General features: G+C 50.8%; 12 protein-coding genes. 10 read left to right on the top strand and 2 right to left on the bottom strand.

The window, feature by feature from the left end; all coding sequences use genetic code 11:
• Positions 1-146: 146 nt before the first annotated feature.
• The 5 genes from N6G83_RS05700 (at position 147) to N6G83_RS05680 (ending at position 10,602) form a co-directional block, all read left to right on the top strand.
• Positions 147-1,157 carry a LacI family DNA-binding transcriptional regulator gene (locus N6G83_RS05700; protein WP_049295620.1) on the top strand — a complete coding sequence of 337 codons (1,011 nt, stop codon included), beginning with the start codon at positions 147-149 and terminating at the stop codon, positions 1,155-1,157.
• A gap of 716 nt (positions 1,158-1,873) precedes the next feature.
• Complete coding sequence (locus N6G83_RS05695; protein WP_308317674.1) at positions 1,874-4,102, top strand: DEAD/DEAH box helicase family protein; 2,229 nt, start codon at positions 1,874-1,876, stop codon at positions 4,100-4,102.
• Between the two features lies 1 nt (position 4,103).
• Complete coding sequence (locus tag N6G83_RS05690) at positions 4,104-6,554, top strand: sigma factor-like helix-turn-helix DNA-binding protein (protein ID WP_260514864.1); 2,451 nt, start codon at positions 4,104-4,106, stop codon at positions 6,552-6,554.
• Between the two features lie 232 nt (positions 6,555-6,786).
• Positions 6,787-8,883 carry a GTPase gene (locus tag N6G83_RS05685; protein WP_260514863.1) on the top strand — a complete coding sequence of 699 codons (2,097 nt, stop codon included), beginning with the start codon at positions 6,787-6,789 and terminating at the stop codon, positions 8,881-8,883.
• Between the two features lie 9 nt (positions 8,884-8,892).
• A complete protein-coding gene (locus tag N6G83_RS05680; RefSeq protein WP_260514862.1) occupies positions 8,893-10,602 on the top strand; it encodes a GTPase in 1,710 nt (569 codons plus the stop codon).
• Positions 10,603-11,378: 776 nt separating this feature from the next.
• Here N6G83_RS05680 and N6G83_RS05670 read toward each other — a convergent pair.
• The gene (locus N6G83_RS05670) at positions 11,379-11,783 is read right to left on the bottom strand and encodes a GrpB family protein (RefSeq protein WP_049207590.1); all 405 of its coding nucleotides are present in this window, start codon (positions 11,781-11,783) and stop codon (positions 11,379-11,381) included.
• Positions 11,784-12,095: 312 nt separating this feature from the next.
• On the opposite strand from N6G83_RS05670, the gene N6G83_RS05665 reads away from it, so the two are divergent.
• The gene (locus tag N6G83_RS05665; protein ID WP_043137320.1) at positions 12,096-12,473 is read left to right on the top strand and encodes a VOC family protein; all 378 of its coding nucleotides are present in this window, start codon (positions 12,096-12,098) and stop codon (positions 12,471-12,473) included.
• 85 nt (positions 12,474-12,558) lie between these two features.
• Here the strand turns inward: N6G83_RS05665 and N6G83_RS05660 are convergent, their stop codons facing one another.
• Positions 12,559-13,017, bottom strand: coding sequence for a YbaK/EbsC family protein (locus tag N6G83_RS05660; RefSeq protein ID WP_025302859.1), 459 nt, complete (start codon positions 13,015-13,017; stop codon positions 12,559-12,561).
• Between the two features lie 168 nt (positions 13,018-13,185).
• On the opposite strand from N6G83_RS05660, the gene N6G83_RS05655 reads away from it, so the two are divergent.
• From N6G83_RS05655 to N6G83_RS05640, 4 genes are all read left to right on the top strand, one after another.
• Positions 13,186-13,611 (top strand): DUF2231 domain-containing protein, encoded by a 426-nt coding sequence (locus N6G83_RS05655; RefSeq protein WP_025302860.1) that lies wholly within the window; start codon positions 13,186-13,188, stop codon positions 13,609-13,611.
• A gap of 10 nt (positions 13,612-13,621) precedes the next feature.
• Entirely contained in the window at positions 13,622-14,923 is a 1,302-nt protein-coding gene (locus tag N6G83_RS05650; RefSeq protein WP_260514861.1) for a sorbosone dehydrogenase family protein, read from the top strand.
• A 284-nt stretch (positions 14,924-15,207) separates the two neighbouring features.
• Positions 15,208-15,663: a DUF2946 domain-containing protein gene (locus N6G83_RS05645; RefSeq protein WP_260523925.1), complete on the top strand. Its 456-nt coding sequence runs from the start codon at positions 15,208-15,210 to the stop codon at positions 15,661-15,663.
• Positions 15,664-15,932: 269 nt separating this feature from the next.
• Positions 15,933-17,945 (top strand): TonB-dependent copper receptor, encoded by a 2,013-nt coding sequence (locus tag N6G83_RS05640; protein WP_373276034.1) that lies wholly within the window; start codon positions 15,933-15,935, stop codon positions 17,943-17,945.
• Positions 17,946-17,949: the final 4 nt, after the last annotated feature.

The following is a 17,949-nucleotide window of genomic DNA, read 5'->3' as shown; positions in this document are numbered from 1 at the left end:
CTTTACCTTTTGCACCCGGTTGCATAACAAATTGCAATCGGGTGCAAAAACGGGACATAATCGCAGCAGGTATGCCGGCAGGCGCTTAGGGGATCTGAGCGAGCAGGGTATAGTGTGACTTCACCGAAGCAGGGATCGACGCAACCATGACGAAACACCACAAAGCCACCGCCAGCGACGTCGCCGAAAAGGCCGGCGTCTCCAAATGGACGGTATCGCGCGCTTTTACGCCCGGCGCGTCGATCTCAGACAGCGCGCGTGAAAGCGTACTGGCGGCGGCGGCCGAGCTGGGCTATCGACCCAATCTGCTGGCGCGCAGCCTGTCGCAAAAACGCACGCACATCATAGGCGTAGCCATCGACGAGATGAAGAACCCGCATTCGATGATGATGCTCGATATGGTCACCAAACAGCTGCAAACCCGCGGCTATATGGCGCTTCTGCTGAACATCACCGCCGGGGAAAACTACCGGGCGGTAATGGCGATGGCCGACCAGCTGCAGGTCGATGGCATTCTGTTCCTGGCGACGGTGTTAACCCAAGAGTGGGCGGCGATTGCGCAAGATCTGCATCAGATCCCGCTGGTGCAGGTATGCCGCAATACGGAAAGTGAACACATTGATGTGGTGAACATCGACGGCTACCGCGCTGGCGAAGAGATCGCCACGCTGCTGATAGAGCAAGGTCATCGGCGCTTTGGCTACATGAAGGGGCCGGATACGCAAAGTAGCCATTTACTGCGCATGGAAGGCTACCGCGACAAACTGATGGCCGCCGGTTTTCAGCTGGATCGGGTGCTCACCGCTGGCCACTACGATCGCCAGCGCGGTTTCCAACTGATGAGTGAATACCTGCAGGCAACGCCGGAAAGTGAGCGGGTTGAAGCGCTGTTCTGCGAGAACGACGTGCTGGCACTGGGGGCGCTCGAAGCGCTCAGGCAAGTAGCACCGTCGTCAGCCATGGCCGTGGTAGGTTTCGACGATATCGACGAGGCCGGCTCAGCCAACTGGGCGCTGACCAGCTACAGCCAACGTATTGACCGGCTGGTCGAAGAGGCCTTGAATCGCCTGCTCGACAATCGCGCCACGGCAGACGGCGCTTGGCGGCACGGGGAATTGCGGGTTCGGCGGTCGCATTTGGCTGGGAAACCGGCGTAAGGATTTCTTTTTGTGTGACAATGTCACTATTGAGGCTTGATGAGAGCACATCGAGATGGAAAGAAGAAACTCTATAGAAGAGAAAGCGTTACATCCAGAGGGCCCATCGCCAGCGGTGGTGAGTACCGGTGAGATGCCGTTGTTGTACCTATACGTTCCGTGCCCGTCACGGAAAAAACTGGCAAAAATCCCTATGAGAAGGAATCCTGGAAATAGTCAGGTTTCACGAGTGTCATTCTGGTGTAGATTGGACTGCCAAAGTTTGCCAGATTTCACGTAGCGCGATCAAGTACAGACTTGGTTCATGAATAAAATGTATTTATTGTGTTGTTTTTAAAGTATGTTTATTACTCACCAATAATTCACTTCATGAACCAACGCTATGTAGCTAGCTTTAGCTGGCAGGTAGTTCCAGCTCATTAAACCATCGCATATCACATTTTCAAAACGAACACCTCGTGGTATTGAAGAGTTATCGGATTGAACTATTGAATAAAGTGTAGATTGCGATAACATAGACTTGACCTGCCGCCTATTGATTAGTACACCGTGATGTTAGTAATTGATATTTTCGCCACATCCATCTTTCCTGTTTACATTGGTGAACGTTGTTTAGGGTAGGAAGCCTGACATCACTCCGGCAAGTCGCCCCTACATTTCTCGGGAGCATGTAGCTATGAAGTCAATAAGGTTTGTTTATGGAGGATAATGGTGTCATGACGGTTTCTGTAATTCCGCAGTACAAACCTTTAATCGCAGAATTTAAAGACATTGATAAACTTTCCTCTTCGGACTTTGAAATTTTCGTTCGCGATTTATTTGTCGCATCGGGATGGACCGATGCCGAAATTACCCAAACAGGCAAAGAATTCAAACACGGTGATGGTGGGGTCGATATTTTCGCCTGGAAAGGGAGGCGAAAGTTTGCCATTGAGGTGAAACAGCGCCAACTGGGTACGACAGTAGATGTGAAGGCTCTTAATCAACTAGTTACCGGCGCCAACCTGGCAAATGTTACCTATAAAATTTTAGTTACCAACTCCTGGTTTACCTCTGAAGTTAAGGCGAGGGCATTACGACTCGGCGTTGAGTTGATAGACCGGGATGAGTTGCAAAATCTGTGGGTCATCAAGCATTCCGAGATTGGCCGTGACATTAAGCCGCGAACTTATCAGCAGGATGTGATAAACGAAGCCCTTGCACTTCATGCGGCAGGAAAGTCAAAACTGTTGATTGAAATGGCGACGGGATTAGGCAAAACCTATACTGTTGCCCACTTAATTAAGCGCTTAATCCAACAAAATAGTCGCAGGCCAAGAGTGCTATTTCTGGCACATCAGGTTGAGATTTTACTGCAATCTGTTACTGCATTTAAAAACGTTTTGGGTATTGGTAACTACAGTTTTTCTGCCTGTTTCGGCGGCGCACATCCCGAAGAGACTGATTTCGTCTTTGCCTCATTTAATTCGCTCTATAGCAAACTCGATGCGCTATCTGTAGGAGCATTTGATTACGTTATTGTCGATGAAGCCCATCATACGCTGGCAAAAACCTATTCTGCGGTGGTATCGCTTTTCCAACCGCGACTCCTGATTGGCCTAACTGCGACCCCTTACCGGACGGATAACCGCGATGTAGTGAGTTTCTTTGGTGGCGCCGATGGGCATATCGGTAAATTCGATCTGGTTTGGGCTCTCAAAAATAAAAAGCTCGCATTCCCCAAATATCTTGTCCTGCTTGACGATCTGGATCAAGATAAGATCGACCAGCTTGAGAGCGGTCTTTCTCTATCCGATATCGATAAACTGCTTTTTTTGCATAAAAAAGATCATGAGATTGTCCGCCTCATCGACAAAACAGTGACCGAGCAGGGGATAGAAGACGTAAAAGGGATCATCTTTTGCCGGAATATCCAGCATATGAATCATCTTATTGCGTTCTTTGAGCCCGGAACTGCCACCCTTGTGCACTCAAACATGTATGACCAGGAACGACGGGAAAATATTAGATTGTTCAGGGAAGGAGATTATAAATACATTTTGGTCTGCGACCTGTTCAATGAGGGTATTGATATTCCAGAAACCAACCTGTTGGTCTTTATGCGTTATACCGGGTCACGTACAATCTGGTTACAACAGCTAGGACGTGGGTTGCGCAAAACGCCAAATAAAGAGTTTGTTCATGTCTTAGATTTTGTTGGATCCCTTGAGCGGTTGAATGAGATTAAGGGCCTAGCAAAAGAGATTGAACAGCAACCAAGGTATCATGACAGCACTATTGATGATCCGGAGGAGATGGACGCGCCCGGGGTTTATCATGACACTTCGCTGGAGGTGCAATTCAGCGCAGAGGCGGCGAAAGTACTGGCTCTGTTGGAAGATATGAGAATGCAGCTTAATAGCCGTGATGTACTGCTGGATAAGTTGCGCCGATATCGTGAAAAAAATGACGAGTTGCCCTCCATTGCAGAACTGGAAAAAGAGTTAGATAACGTTAGCCTTGATCAAATCGCCACCCATTTCGGCTCTTATTTGAGCTACCTGACAGCTGCATTCAATGAAGACGTAGATATTACCTCCATGCGCACGAGACTGATTGAATTTCTCGATACTTTTATCGGGGGGAACAATATGGCACCAAGTTTTTACACGATTTCACTGAATTTTTGCATGAACCCGTTGTACGAATTCAGCGAAAAGGAGATTCAACAGATTCTGCCAGATTACGACAACCTTGTCTGTGCCCGAATTAAAGTGACAGACCAGCAGGATGTGAGTGATATGCCGTTTAAGGAAGCGGAAGTTTGCCCGTGGATCGAAACGTACCGGGGACAATCTTTGAACCTTGTCAGCTTTAAGCAATTACCGTCGGATGTGCAGGAACAGATTAAGGAAAAATACCAATCGGCATTCGTGTTTCTCAAAAAGCTAAAAGACGCGCTTTAATATGGAAAAAATTGACACTGTTGTAGATCAACCTCAGCTCGAGAGAGCTCTCAATAAACTCATCCGTAACCTGGTCGAAGAAAGTCAGCTCACGCTCGGAGAAACGCTCAGTGCCTGGGAGCTCTGTGAAAAACTCAGTATGCAGCAATTCATGGCAATAAAGAAAAATGTCTATTTCGCAGATTTGCTTCGAGCAGTAGAGATTTCGGTCCCCCTCAGGCAAGCGTTTCACATAGATGGCGCGGAAATCAGGCCGGTTGAAACTGAGTTTGAGGAAAAACCTGAGGTAGCGAGTGATGAGCCGGTGATGGAATGGCTGCGGATCCCCGCCTTATCCACCTCACTGGAGACGATTCAATTGCCTGAACGATTTATTAAATTAATCAAGCGATTGAAAAACATTCAACTGATAAACCCAGATTTTGTGTCTGGTGAAACCTTCGGGGAACTCATTTCGTTGTCAGTCAACGAGCTGGCTGAACAGCCTGGCGTCGGTGTGCTGTATATTGATACTTTTAAAGAATTGCAACAGTTGGCTAAGTCTATACCTGCCGTTGAGGCTATCGACACTACTAATATGTGCATTGATTTCGCGAAGGTGGATATCAGCCAGATGCGGTTGAGCCTTGCGGGCGTGGAAGCCAAATATACGAAAGCACTGGAAAAATTTGGTCGCTATCTTAAAACGGAAGATATGGGTGAAATGTTGCAGACTATTCTGTATGCCCAACATGAGCAATTAGCAGCCATTCCGACCTGGGGAAAAGGAAGTATCACACAGTTATTGACATTCAGAGACAGGTTACGGGAAGAGGTCATCGCCATTCAGAATGGTGACATTGACTACCTAGCGCTTGAATCCGTCTTGATCGTTCCAAAACAGCTTATAAACTGCCCATTGAATAAACTTGAAGCCGTTTTACTGGAAGATATCGAATCTTACTTCGATAAAAGCAGTGAAATGAAAGTCGACATTGCCCAACGCCGCTGGGGGTTCGTCGAAGAAAAAAAGACCCTTGAAGAGATCGGGGCCGATTACGTCGTTTCGAGAGAGCGCATTCGTCAGATTCAGGTTGATATCAGACAAGAATTTCTTGGGCATATGCGGGTCAGTCAACCATCGGTTTGGGAGGCACTGGAGCCTGAGATATCGCCGGATCTTAGTGTGAAAATGCAAACGCTTTTTTCCTGTTTCTCCTCTGAACGTGACTTCTTCGAATTTCTGGATATGGTGTCAGGTCAGACAGAGCTTATCGCTCATGTTTATCCCGAGATTGATAAAGCAATCCTGAATACCTACTTTGCCGAGAATGGCGCACCAATCCACCTTGACGACATCCGGGAGTTTATCCCCTCCGTCTGCAGCATTGAAATACCCTACGTTGACAATGCGATTCGTCATCTTGCGCAACAAGGCGTCATCCAGCTAAAAGATGAGCACGTCTTCCCCCTGCAACTAAAGAAAGCGGAGGCCAGCGCCTGCGTGCTAATAAAACACGAAAAAGGGCTGCCTTGGATGGATATTGCGAAATTAATCAATGGGAATAATTATTCACGCACCCCTGTTTACGAGGACCGCCTGGATCATGAAGCATTTAATCTGCCTGATTATATCTATCTATCCGGCAAGGGTACCTACAAGCACACCAGTTTTATCGAAGCCGATGCGACGCTGATAGATAACATTTTCTTGGAAATGATGGAATACGCCGAGAAAAATTCCCGTCCGGTATTCCACTTGAATGAGTTATACCATGCCTCACGCAACCTGAAAAAGCATGACTACTATGTCATTCGTCATTTTGTGAAACATTTCGGAGAGGATTACGGTTTTTACTTTGACGGAAAATCTCAGACGGATTCGGTCGGGCTGGAGAAAGGCTTTAAGAACATCACGCAAAAGGACGTCATCATTGAAGCGATGAAAAGCAACGATAAGCCACTAACGAAACCTGAAATTGCCAATTTGCTGAAGAGCAAAAGCCTAGCACATGCGTCGCTTTATCTAGACAACATGATTGAACAGGGGAGTGTTGTTCAGGTGGATCGCATGCTCTACACCACGCCAGCCTGTGCCTATAAAAACATCGTCATCGATGACTATTTAGCGGCCCTTCATGCTCTGCTTCTGCATTTTGGTAAGCCGGTGGAACCATCCATTTTTAAAGAACAATTGAACATACAATTTGAGCGAAGCTACTCGAAATATTTCTATGCTTCTCTTGCCCGGTTAAATGCCAAAGCAAAGGGCTGGCACCGTAAACATAGCCTCTATTCGGTCACGGAGATCCCTTTTAGCAATATATCATCGGCGATGGATAAGCTCTGTGATTCCGGGGCCACCTTGCAGCAGAATATTGATGTCCTGCAGGCAAATATCGCGATTACTCGTGAAACGGCCGCCATGGCCATTCAAAACTGGCGCACTGCAAGATTTATAGTCAACGACTAACAATCGGATACGGCGCCACAGTCATCTCTGTGGCGTCAGTCCGGAGGACTCAAGATTATTGTAGCGTGTACAAAACCGGAAGGCATGTATGAATATCCATCAGCACCCACAGGCACTGCCGTTGGTTGGTATTGAACTGTGCGAGTATGTGTATACAGAAAATAACCGGCAAACATAACGCGCAGCTAGTTAAAGTTGAAGCCAAAACCAAGGGATAAAACGGAGTTAAGCAATGACGGATCAAAATAACTACCTGGCGTCGCTCGAGACCTGTAGACGGATCGCCAAAGAAGAGTACACGACTGTTCAGCGCCACTTCGAACAATGCGATGCCATTATCGATGGGTTGAGTAAAGAATTGCAACGCGTGATTGAACATGGTAGCCGAACGCTTTCCAAGGATAAGATGGTTGTTGATGGTCTTACCGACATGCTGCATAACCTTGAGAGGGATTATGGAAAGCTACTCTCGAAACGAAACGCCAATCTTGCAAAGCAGCTAAGAAGTCTTGATTGCTTTAACGTCATGCTTTTTGGTCGCACAATGGCGGGTAAAAGTACGGTTCGCGAGGCGATTACCCGAGGAGATGGTCGGACCATTGGTAAAGGAGCACAAAGAACAACACGCGACGTTCAAGAGTACGAATGGAACAACTTAAGGATAGTCGACACCCCTGGCTTCGGAGCCTATAACGGCCAGGAGGACACGCAGGTTGCCCACGAGATCCTTGAACAGTCAGACGTCGTGCTGTTCATGCTGAATAGCGACAGTATTCAGGAATCAACTTTTGTTGAGCTCGAACATGTTCATAAGCTCAACAAACCCTTGATCTTCGTGTTGAACATGAAAAAAGATCTGGAGAATGAGGGCAATCGGCGACGGGCGCTGAATAATCCGGAAAAATATATTTTCAAAGAAGAAGATATTCAAGGGCATACTGAGCGCTTAAAAAAACTCGCTGGCCGTGTAGGCATCAATCCCGGCGCGGTTCGAATCATCCCCATTCATGCCCAAGCTGCCTTCCTGGCAACGACTATCACGGGTGAAGAAGGTACTCAATTGCATGAGCTGAGCCGAATCGATCACATTCTTAATGCGCTCATTGAAGAAGTCGAAGGCAATGGCCCGATCCGTAGAGTCCAGACGTTTCTAGATTCAAGCCTTCACCATATTGAGGAGCAGAGTTTACTGATTCTAAGACAAAGGGATCAACTTTCCATGCTTTTGCCACAGTATGAAAGCGGCCTCACACGTATTTCCCAATGGAAGATGAAGACGCTTCGCGATGCACCATGGTTCCTCTCAAGGGAAGTCGATCTGGCTTTTAAACCTCTCATTGACTCTGTGGCTGATTTTGTTGATGACAATATTGAGAGTGACAATGCGGCAGGCGCCTGGGATCGTCATTATAAAAGTTTAAATATTGTTAAAAATATTGAGAAATCGGTGCAGGATTTGGCTGAGCAGGTGATGGAGGAACTTCAGGATTTCAATCGTGAAATGAATGAGGGACTTGATATTACTCTGTCTTTTGAAGTTATCCACAATGGGAAGAACTTCAGCGAGTTCGACTTCAGGCGAATAAACGGCTGGGGTTCGGCGATAGCCGGGGCTATAAGTGCTATTGCATTCTTTAATGCCTGGAATCCTGTCGGTTGGGTGGCGGCTGGTATTGGTTTAGTATTCACCATATTCTCGTTATTCTCAGATAGTCGTGCTAAAAAACTTAAAGAGGCTAAGTCTAAACAGCGTCAGGTTTTGCTTGATGATATCGAGGGAAGTAAGAAAAAAATAAAGGCTAATCTAGTCGATTGGTTCGAAATGAATATCCATCGTGCCTGCATTATCCCGGCGGAAAATAACCTATCTCTTCTTTGTCAAGCACTGAGTAAGTTTATAAGTGAAATGGATGTTGCCGACAGTCAACTCTGTACCTTGAAGCACGAGATTAACTTTAGGCTACTGAACAGAGTCGCTCATATCATCACTAAGCAACATTTTGTCCTGCCGAGGCCGATCAAGGTGGTGCGCATTCCTGGCTATGCATGTTATTTTCTTATTTCAGATTATTTCCGAAACACTGACCTTCTTATAGCTATGAGTAAATCCATGAGAGAAAAGATACTGGCAGTGTATAACACAAGCCTAGATAAAAAAATATCCCATCTTTATAAAGGGCTCGTAGATAGGGTCGAACTGACCGGAGATAATAATGTTTCCGTATTCGTTCAGAAAAAAAATCTAAGTAAAATTATTGGGAAAGACCACCGCCGCATAAAAATGGTGGCTGCGCTTTGTTCCTGTCAAATAAACCTCATTACTGTTTAAGGACGAGTCATGACCGAAATTGGTTACAACACACTCAAAGAAAAGGTCGAAAGCCTTAACCAACGTTCTCATGAACTATTGAGTGCCGGCAACGTCAACGCATCAGAAGCAAATTTCGATATTGATTTAGAGCCTTTAAATATTGTTTTTGCCGGACAGTATAGTGCTGGTAAGTCCTCTCTCATTAAGATGCTGACGGGTATTGAGAATATCAAAATTGGGTCCGGTGTTACGACAGATTCGGTTACTCAATATCAGCATAAATCGTTAAACATCTGGGATACGCCTGGGATTCTTGCTGGTGAATGCGAACAACATGATGCCAAAGCGCTTGAAGCTATATCGAAAGCAGATCTTCTGGTCTATGTTATTACCAATGAACTTTTTGATGATGTTGTGGGAGCGGCCTTCCGGGACCTGTGCTTTAAGCAAGGACGTGCCGGGGAGATAATGATCGTCTTCAATAAGTTTGAAAGCGACTCGGCCGATAAAGAGACTAAGATTTCGGGTATCACGCAGGTGCTTGAGCCCAAAATTCCTGAAGATTTTCCCATCGTCTTCACTGACGCACAGTCATTCTTCGACGCATTGGATGAGGACGATGAGCAAGAGCGTCAAGAGCTGTTGGCGCTTTCTAACGTCGAAGGGCTCACCAAAGCCATTGATAGTTTTGTGGCGCAACGTGGTTTGTACGCAAGGCTGACAACGCCTCTCCAACAGCTTCAGATCAGGCTGGAATCAAAAATGGATGAGCTGACCATTTCTGACCCGTTGCAAAAAGGCCTGGTGACTTTGCTCACTCAAAACAAGCGCATATTTCTGGCTAACAGGCGAGACCTGATTAAAAAAATCGGAGTGCATATGGACTCGCTGAATAGTCAGATTGTTGAGAATGGCAACCAACTGGCCGATGCTTTGGGAGGAGAGCAAGAAGCATTTGAAAAGATGCAGGACATCGCGGTTTACGAATGTGAGCGAATGATCAATGCGATTCTGGATGCGCTGCGGGGCACCGTAGACGAGTGTCTATCGGATCTGGAGTCCGAGTTAGTCGAATTGGCTAATACCCCTGCTAGCGAGAAGATCAACGAAGCGCTGTTAGCTGCAAAGAATTTCAATCCCGAAGCCGAGCAAGGGAAAGTCGGCAGCGTGTCAAAGGATGATCCCTTCAAGCTTAATAGTGGACTTAATCAGGGTATGGTGAAGTCCGCAGAGAAAGGGTTTTCCTTCCTGGCGAAAAGCGCTATAGGTGATGCCTCTAAAACGGGCCTGAAATCCATTTCCGGTAGCAGCCTACATAATGCAGTTAAAGAGATTGGAGGCTTCTTTGGCTACAAGTTCAAGGCCTGGGAGGCACTTAAAATAGCGGACAAAATAGGGAAGGGCGCAAAATTTCTGGGGCCCGCCATGGCGATTTTTGGGGTGGGTATGCAGATTTATGATGACTATCAGCAGGCTGAGCATGCAAAAAAGATCCTTCAAATTAAGCGGGACATTCGCAAAAACTTTAAAGAGTACAGCGAAGCCGTGCGTGAGAGCATGGATATTCAGCTCAAGGAGGTGCTTGAAATGGGCTTTGATCTGCCTATAACGAATATCGATGAGGCTTTGCATGAAATACGCTCTCAAGTTGAGGGTAAATCCGATAGTGCTAATGCGCTGCGGGCTCAACTGGATGAAGTCAAAAATTTACGCGAAGAGATTCAAGGTTCCTTTTGATACTTCAGGACGTAATTATTTTGTGTTTAGTGTACTTTGCTAAATAGGTATTCCAACATCATGCAATCTTGCCAGCCTGTTTTATCAATCAAGGAATGGGCTGGCCCCCATCTTTCTTTGCTGATACCTATCGCATCTATAATTTCTACTAAACTGTGGTTTTACCGGAAATGGAATGATACTCAGGAGGGATGAAAATGAGTATTTTCTGATAGCCTAATTCCCGCTTTATCCCTGGTTTTAAAGCTTTTTTTCGATAACGTCTTTCAGTGCCCGACATTCAAGGCTGAGATCGGCAAACTGGACTGACCCCACGACCGTAGACATATCCTGTCCTCACGACGAGGCCCGTTCAAAGGCCTCCGGACTGACGCCGCCAAGGTGACTGTGACGCCGGGCCCGGTTGTAGAACACTTCAATGTGAACGCCTCGATATACCGCTCCAGTATTTTATTGAAAAAGGGAACCTGCCCGGCATATTCGGCAGCCGACAGCATATACCCCTGATAAGGGACATTTGACGTGATATAATTGACAACGGACTATTACTGATTTGACTTCGATCTGCGTTGTTCCGTGGATAGAAATTAGTGGATTGTGAGCATTCCCGACGCAATCAGAAACAGCTATTAGCTCATCGACTCCAATGTCCAAAGTCGCCGGTTTGGAGCAGCTCATCTTGGTTCATGAAGTAAGTGAACAATCAACATGATTTAACATAATATACATTATGCGCACCTGGGTGGTGATATGTGGATTCTGCCGTCCAGGCCTGATCATGGGCTTTCTCCTGCGGCCAGCCATGCCAGCGCCAGCTGCTCATGCCGCTGAACAAATTCGTTTTTCAACCGGCCATAAGCCGCCGGGTTTTGCCGGCTGTCTTCTGCTGCCTGGCGTTTGATTGCCGCATATTGCTGAGCAACACCCTGATGCTTGCGCAGATAATCTCTGAACGCCAAATGTCTGATCGCCTGTTCACTTCCTGTAGTAAATGCATGTACGTGATGCGTGCGATCGCCGTTTCCCTTGATGTAGTAACGTCTGCCAGCAATGCCGTTCTCGCCACGCGGCGTATATCCCATGTTACGCATCCCGTCATTCAAGCCATCCAACGCCGCCAGACTTTCAACCTCCAGCAAGGTATCAATCGCTGGTTTGGCCGGCAGCGCCGGCCTGCTGATGAATTGCCGTTAACATGCCGGCCGGTATGCGCTCTGCCATTTCCCGCTCCAGTAATGATGACCGGACATGATTTTCTATGGCGGCTACCTGCCGGTATTGGCCAGAAATCCTCTGCTTTTTTGATCGCGCTACGTGAAATCTGATAAAACGTGGCGGCTACGATACTGCAGATTTCATCCAAACGCGTCACTTAAACGGGCAGTATTTGCCTGTTAAATGCGCATTGGCGTGCGTTTGCATCGCTTTCGGCGTCCAACACGGCGTTGGCTATACTGAATGGGAACATTCTTTCACGCTCAAGGAGCCTCCCCATGTTTGATCATGTGAAATTTGGCGTCAGCGACTTTGCCCTCAGCAAAGCGTTTTTCCTCAATGCGCTGGCGCCACTGGGCGTAAAGATCGTTGCCGACGGCGAACCCGACTATGGCGTTGAGCTGTGCCGCGATCGAGATAACGTGTCATTATGCCTGTTTCAGACCGATGAAAAACCGGCGCATCTGCACCTGGCATTTGCCGCAAGCAGCCGTGAACAGGTCGATGCGTTCTATCACGCCGCGTTAAACGCCGGCGGCAAAGACAATGGCGCGCCCGGCTTGCGGCCCAATTACCATGCCCATTACTATGCGGCATTTGTGATCGCCCCGGATGGCCACAATATCGAGGCGGTTTGCCATCACCCGATGGATTAGTAATTTTCCCTGTTAAAACAGTCTATTAATTAAGAATTGATACAATCTATTTAACATAACGTAATTGTGACACGGTCACCTATAGTTACCCTGTCACGTCAATCCACTCCGCTCCGGTGATGCTGGCCAGACGTTGCGGCGCAATTCTCACGCCTGAGTTATCGCTGCCGCCTGCCGGAAGCACTTCACCGTAACTGCACAGGCTGCGGTCGCAGTAAATTCTCACCGTTTCCGGTGCGGCAAAGGGGCAAACGCCGCCGGGCGGATAGCCGGTTAATGCTTCAACCTCTTCCGCCGGCAGCATACGCGCCTTCACGCCGAAGAACTGCTTGTACTTCTTGTTGTCGATTCTGGCGGTTCCCGCCATCACCAGCAGCACCACGCCATCGTTCACGCGAAACGACAGCGTCTTGGCGATCTGCCCGCTCTCCACGCCAAAGGCTTCCGCCGCCAGCGCTACCGTCGCGGTGTTCTTTGCCAGCACCGTCACCGTCGTCTCCGGTGCGTGCTCGGCCAGAAATCGCTGAACGCGCTCTATACTCATGCCCTTCCTCCTGATATTGCTAAGCCATTGATAATGCCGCAGTGATGGTTTCGGTTTTAACATCGCATGCTAAAAATGAGAATCAAAATTGTTCAAATCGCTGGATCTGAACAAAGCTTTAAGGGGCCAATGGCCTTTTTACCCATCATTTTTCATGGAGATGCCTGCATGACCACGCAAACGACAGCAAGGCCCTCAGCGGCCGCAGTGGCCGTCTATGAATGGCTCAACCCGATACCTTATGGATTTTTCACCGCGGCGCTAATTTTCGACATCATTTATGCCTGCACTGCCAATATTCAGTGGGTTAATGGCGCCAGCTGGCTAATCGCCATCGGCCTGATTTTTGCCATCATTCCTCGCCTGATTAACCTGGTGCAAGTATGGTTCGGCAGCGGCCGGCTGCTGGGTTCGTCGGTCAAACTCCATTTCTGGCTGAACCTGTTGGCCATCGTTCTCGCCATTATCAACGCTTTCGTGCATAGCCGGGATGCGTATGCCGTGGTGCCCCAAGGCCTGGTGCTGTCTGCGATCGTGGTCGCGCTGCTCAGCCTGGCGAATATTCTGCTGGCCCTTGGCGCCCGCGCAAAATAAGGAGGTTTTCATGAAGCTCTCATCTCTGGCGCTCACCCTTTCCGCCGTATTGGCCTTGGCCGGCTGCGATAACAGCGCCGTCATTTCGCCAGAGCAACAAATGGGCCCGGACCCGACGTTGCCGGCGGCGCAAGACTTTCTGATGCCGCCGATGCAGGTGCCTAAGGGCGTTGGCTGGCAACAAGATCAGACGCCGAAAGTGGCGGAAGGCTTGAAAATCGATAAGGTGGCGGACGATTTGCTTCATCCGCGTCAGTTGCTCGCGCTGCCCAATGGCGATGTGTTGGTCGTGGAGGCCAACGGGCCGGGCACGGAAGCGGTGAGCACGCCCAAGCAGCTGATCGCCGGCCTGGTGAAAGGCCAGTCCGGTAAAGGCGGTAAAGGGGGCAATCGTATCACCCTTCTGCGCCCGACCGCCGGCAGCAACTGGGAAAAGCATGTCTTCCTCGAGGGGCTCGATTCCCCGTTCGGCGTCCAGCTGATTGGCAATACGCTGTACGTGGCCAACACCGGCAATATCATGCAGTACGCCTATCAACCGGGCGAAACGCGCATCAGCGATCCGGGTAAAGAGCTAGCCGATCTGCCGAACACGATCAATCACCACTGGACCAAAGCTCTGCTGGCCAGCCCGGACGGCAAAAAGCTGTATGTTGGCGTCGGCTCCAACAGCAACATCACCGAAAATGGCCTGGCCGTAGAGTACCGGCGCGCCGCGGTACTGGAAGTGGACACCGCCTCCGGCGCCAGCCGCATCTTCGCCAGCGGGCTGCGCAACCCGACCGGGCTACAGTGGGAACCGCACAGCGGCAAGCTGTGGGCCATCGTCAACGAGCGTGACGAGATCGGCGCCGATCTGGTGCCGGACTACCTGACCTCGGTGCAGGACGGCGGCTTCTACGGCTGGCCTTACAGCTATTTCGGCCAGCACGTCGATCGTCGGGTGCAGCCGGCGCGGCCGGATCTGGTGGCGAAGGCCATCAAACCGGACTACGCCCTCAGCTCGCACGTCGCACCGCTGGGGCTGCTGTTCTACACCGCGAGCGCTCTGCCGGCCGAGTATCGCGGCGGCGCCTTTGTCAGCGAGCACGGCAGCTGGGATCGCTCGCCGCTGAACGGCTACCGGGTCAGCTACGTGGCATTTGAACAAGGCAAACCGGTCGGTAAGCTCAAGGCCGTGGTGACAGGTTTTGTCTCCGATGATGAGAAGGAACTCTATGGCGCCCCTGTGGGCCTGGCGATCGACAAGACCGGCGCTTTGCTGGTTGCGGATGACGTCGGCAACACCGTCTGGCGCGTCAGCGCGAAGTAAGGTTACGGGCGGGTTCCGGTGAACTCGCCCGTGACATTGTCACTCATCCCTCTGCGCCAGCCAGATCGTCATAAAGCGGAATAATCGTGCTCGCCAGTTTTTCCGTCATTAATATTGTCCCCGTCATGTCATTGGCGCAAAAAAATAGCCTTTGGTCAGAATTAAAGCGCTTATCCGATAATATATTCATCAACAGAGCGTTGACCAGAAATAAAAGGTTTTAACATTTCGACATAAACCAGTACAATTCCCTACCCTGTGTTAACCCTTTTTTTAGGTTGATTGTGTCGTTAATTCAGCCCTCTGCATCGCGAAATCGGGCCGCCGCCTGGTTAGGGATGTTTGCCATTCTGATGCTGTTCATTGCGCCGGTGGTCTCGCGATCCCTGGAGCATGTACGCGCCGGAAGTGCTGGAACGACCGCCATGGCGGATTGCGGCATGGATATGCCGATGCATCACGGGATGCACTCGCCGCCGTCTGAACCTGAAAAAGCCTCGCAGCCGCTGATGCAGCACGGCGGCGGCCACCACAACATGGCGATGATGATGGACGACAGCGCCTGCGGCTACTGCGTGCTGTTGCTGCACGCGCCGCTGCTGGACGTGAGCCACGCCCCGCTGTTCTGGTCCCAGTCGCTGGCTTCGCGCCCGCCGCCGATCCATTACCTCGTTCCCCTGTTTGCCCACGTCGTTCACACCGAATTACAGCCGCGCGCGCCCCCCGTCTCTTTCCTCTGATTTAACTGCCGTTCTCTGTATTGCCGTTGATTGCTTCAACCCGGCGGAATTAACTCGCCCAACGGTTAATCATCGAGACGACATTATTAGTCCGGTTATTTCCACGTCGATGGAATTAACCTCCCGTATTTACCGATGGTGATTTTCGCCAGGCCGCCCTACGCCTGAATAATCCCTCGGCCAAGAACGGAATAGAGTTAGCTTAAGGAAAGATGATGTTTAAACCGACTTATAAAAAGAACGCTGTCACCCGCGCCATTACCACCGCCATGCCGTTGTTCCTGCTGGCTGGCCACGCGGCGCAGGCGCATCAACCCCCTACCGGCGCCCAGGTTAATGATGGCGACGTGATCACCGTTACCGCACCGCTCTACTCTCCGCTGACCATCGTGACGTCACCGAAAACTCCGCGCCAGCCGGTGCCGGCCAGCGATGGCTCGGACTACCTGAAAACCATTCCCGGCTTTTCTCAGATCCGCAACGGCGGCACCAACGGCGATCCGGTATTTCGCGGCATGTTCGGTTCGCGGTTGAAGATCCTCACCGACGGTTCAGAGATGCTCGGCGCCTGCCCATCGAGAATGGATGCGCCCACCTCTTACATCTCGCCGGAAAGCTTCGATCTGCTGACCATCACCAAAGGGCCGCAGACGGTGCTGTGGGGGCCGGGATCGTCTGCGGGCACCGTGCGTTTCGAACGCGAACGCCCACGCTTTGACAAGCCGGGCGTCAAAGGCAACGCCAGCGTACTGACCGGCTCCAACGGCCGCTGGGACGAGAATATCGACGCCAGCCTCGGCGCCGAGCAAGGTTACTTGCGGGTGATGGCCAACAAATCTCGTTCCAACGATTATCAGGACGGCACCAATACGCGCGTGCCGTCGCGCTGGGACAAGTGGAACGGCGATCTGGCGCTCGGCTGGACGCCGGACAACGATACGCTGCTGGAAGTGACCATGGGCCGCGGCAACGGCGAAGCGCGCTATGCCGGCCGCAGCATGGACGGTTCGCAATTCAAGCGCGAAAGCCTGGGCATGCGGGTGGAAAAATCCAACATCGGCGAGGTGCTGGATAAGCTGGAAGCGCAGGTCTACTACAACTACGCCAACCACGTGATGGACAACGTCACCCTGCGCTCGCCGGGCAGCGGTGGCATGGGGGGGCACGGCGGCCATGGCGGTATGAGCATGGGCGGTCACGGCGGGCACATGATGTCTTCCGGCATGACGATGCAGCTCGATCGCCGCACCGTCGGCGGCCGCGTGATGGGCACCTGGCAGTGGCAGGACGTGAAGCTTGAAAGCGGCCTGGACACGCAGACCAACACCCACCGCAGCATGAGCCGCGGCAGCTGGGAAAAAGACGCCCAGTTCAACAGCTACGGCGCCTTCAGTGAGCTGACCTGGTCCACCAGCGAGCAGGATAAACTGATCGGTGGCGCGCGGCTCGATCGCACCCTGGTGGAGAATTTCCGCAGCGGCAGCGATGGGGAGCGTTCAGACACCCTGCCTAGCGGCTTTATGCGTCTTGAGCATACGCTGGCCGACCTGCCGCTGATGTTGTATGCCGGCGTCGGTTATACCGAGCGCTTCCCGGATTACTGGGAGTTATTCTCGCCGAAGCTCGGCCCGAACGGCAGCAAAGATCCGTTCTCCAGCGTCAAGAGCGAGAAAACCACGCAGCTCGACATCGGCGCACAATACAACGGCAAGCGCTTCAACGGCTGGGTCTCCGCTTATGTGGGCCGCGTCGATGATTTCATCCTGATCAAATACGATCCGCACAATGCGCGTCTCAGCCAGGCCGATAACGTCAACGCCAACATCATGGGCGGCGAAATGGGCATGGGTTACCAACTGAGCGAGCACTGGAAAACCGACGCCAGCCTGGCCTACTCCTGGGGTAAAAACACCAGCGACGGCCGCCCGCTGCCGCAGATCCCGCCGCTGGAGGCACGCTTGGGGCTGACCTATGAGTACGGCGACTGGAGCGGCACCGGGCTGTGGCGTTTGGTCAGCAACCAAAACCGTGTGGCGATCAACGAAGGCAACGTGGTGGGCAAAGACTTTGCCGAAAGCGCCGGCTTCGGCGTGCTCTCCGCCAACGCCGCCTACAAGGTGAATAAAAACGTCAAGCTGAGCGCCGGTCTGGATAATATCCTGAACAAGACCTACAGCGAGCACCTTAACCTGGCGGGCAACAGCGCCTTCGGCTATTCGGCCAACAGCGCGGTGAATGAACCGGGCCGCACCCTGTGGGCCAAGGTTAACGTCACCTTCTAAGCCA

This window comes from Serratia sp. PL7, from assembly GCF_945957435.1.
Note: the sequence above shows the minus strand (reverse complement) of the source record. Positions and strands in the feature narration are given on the sequence as shown.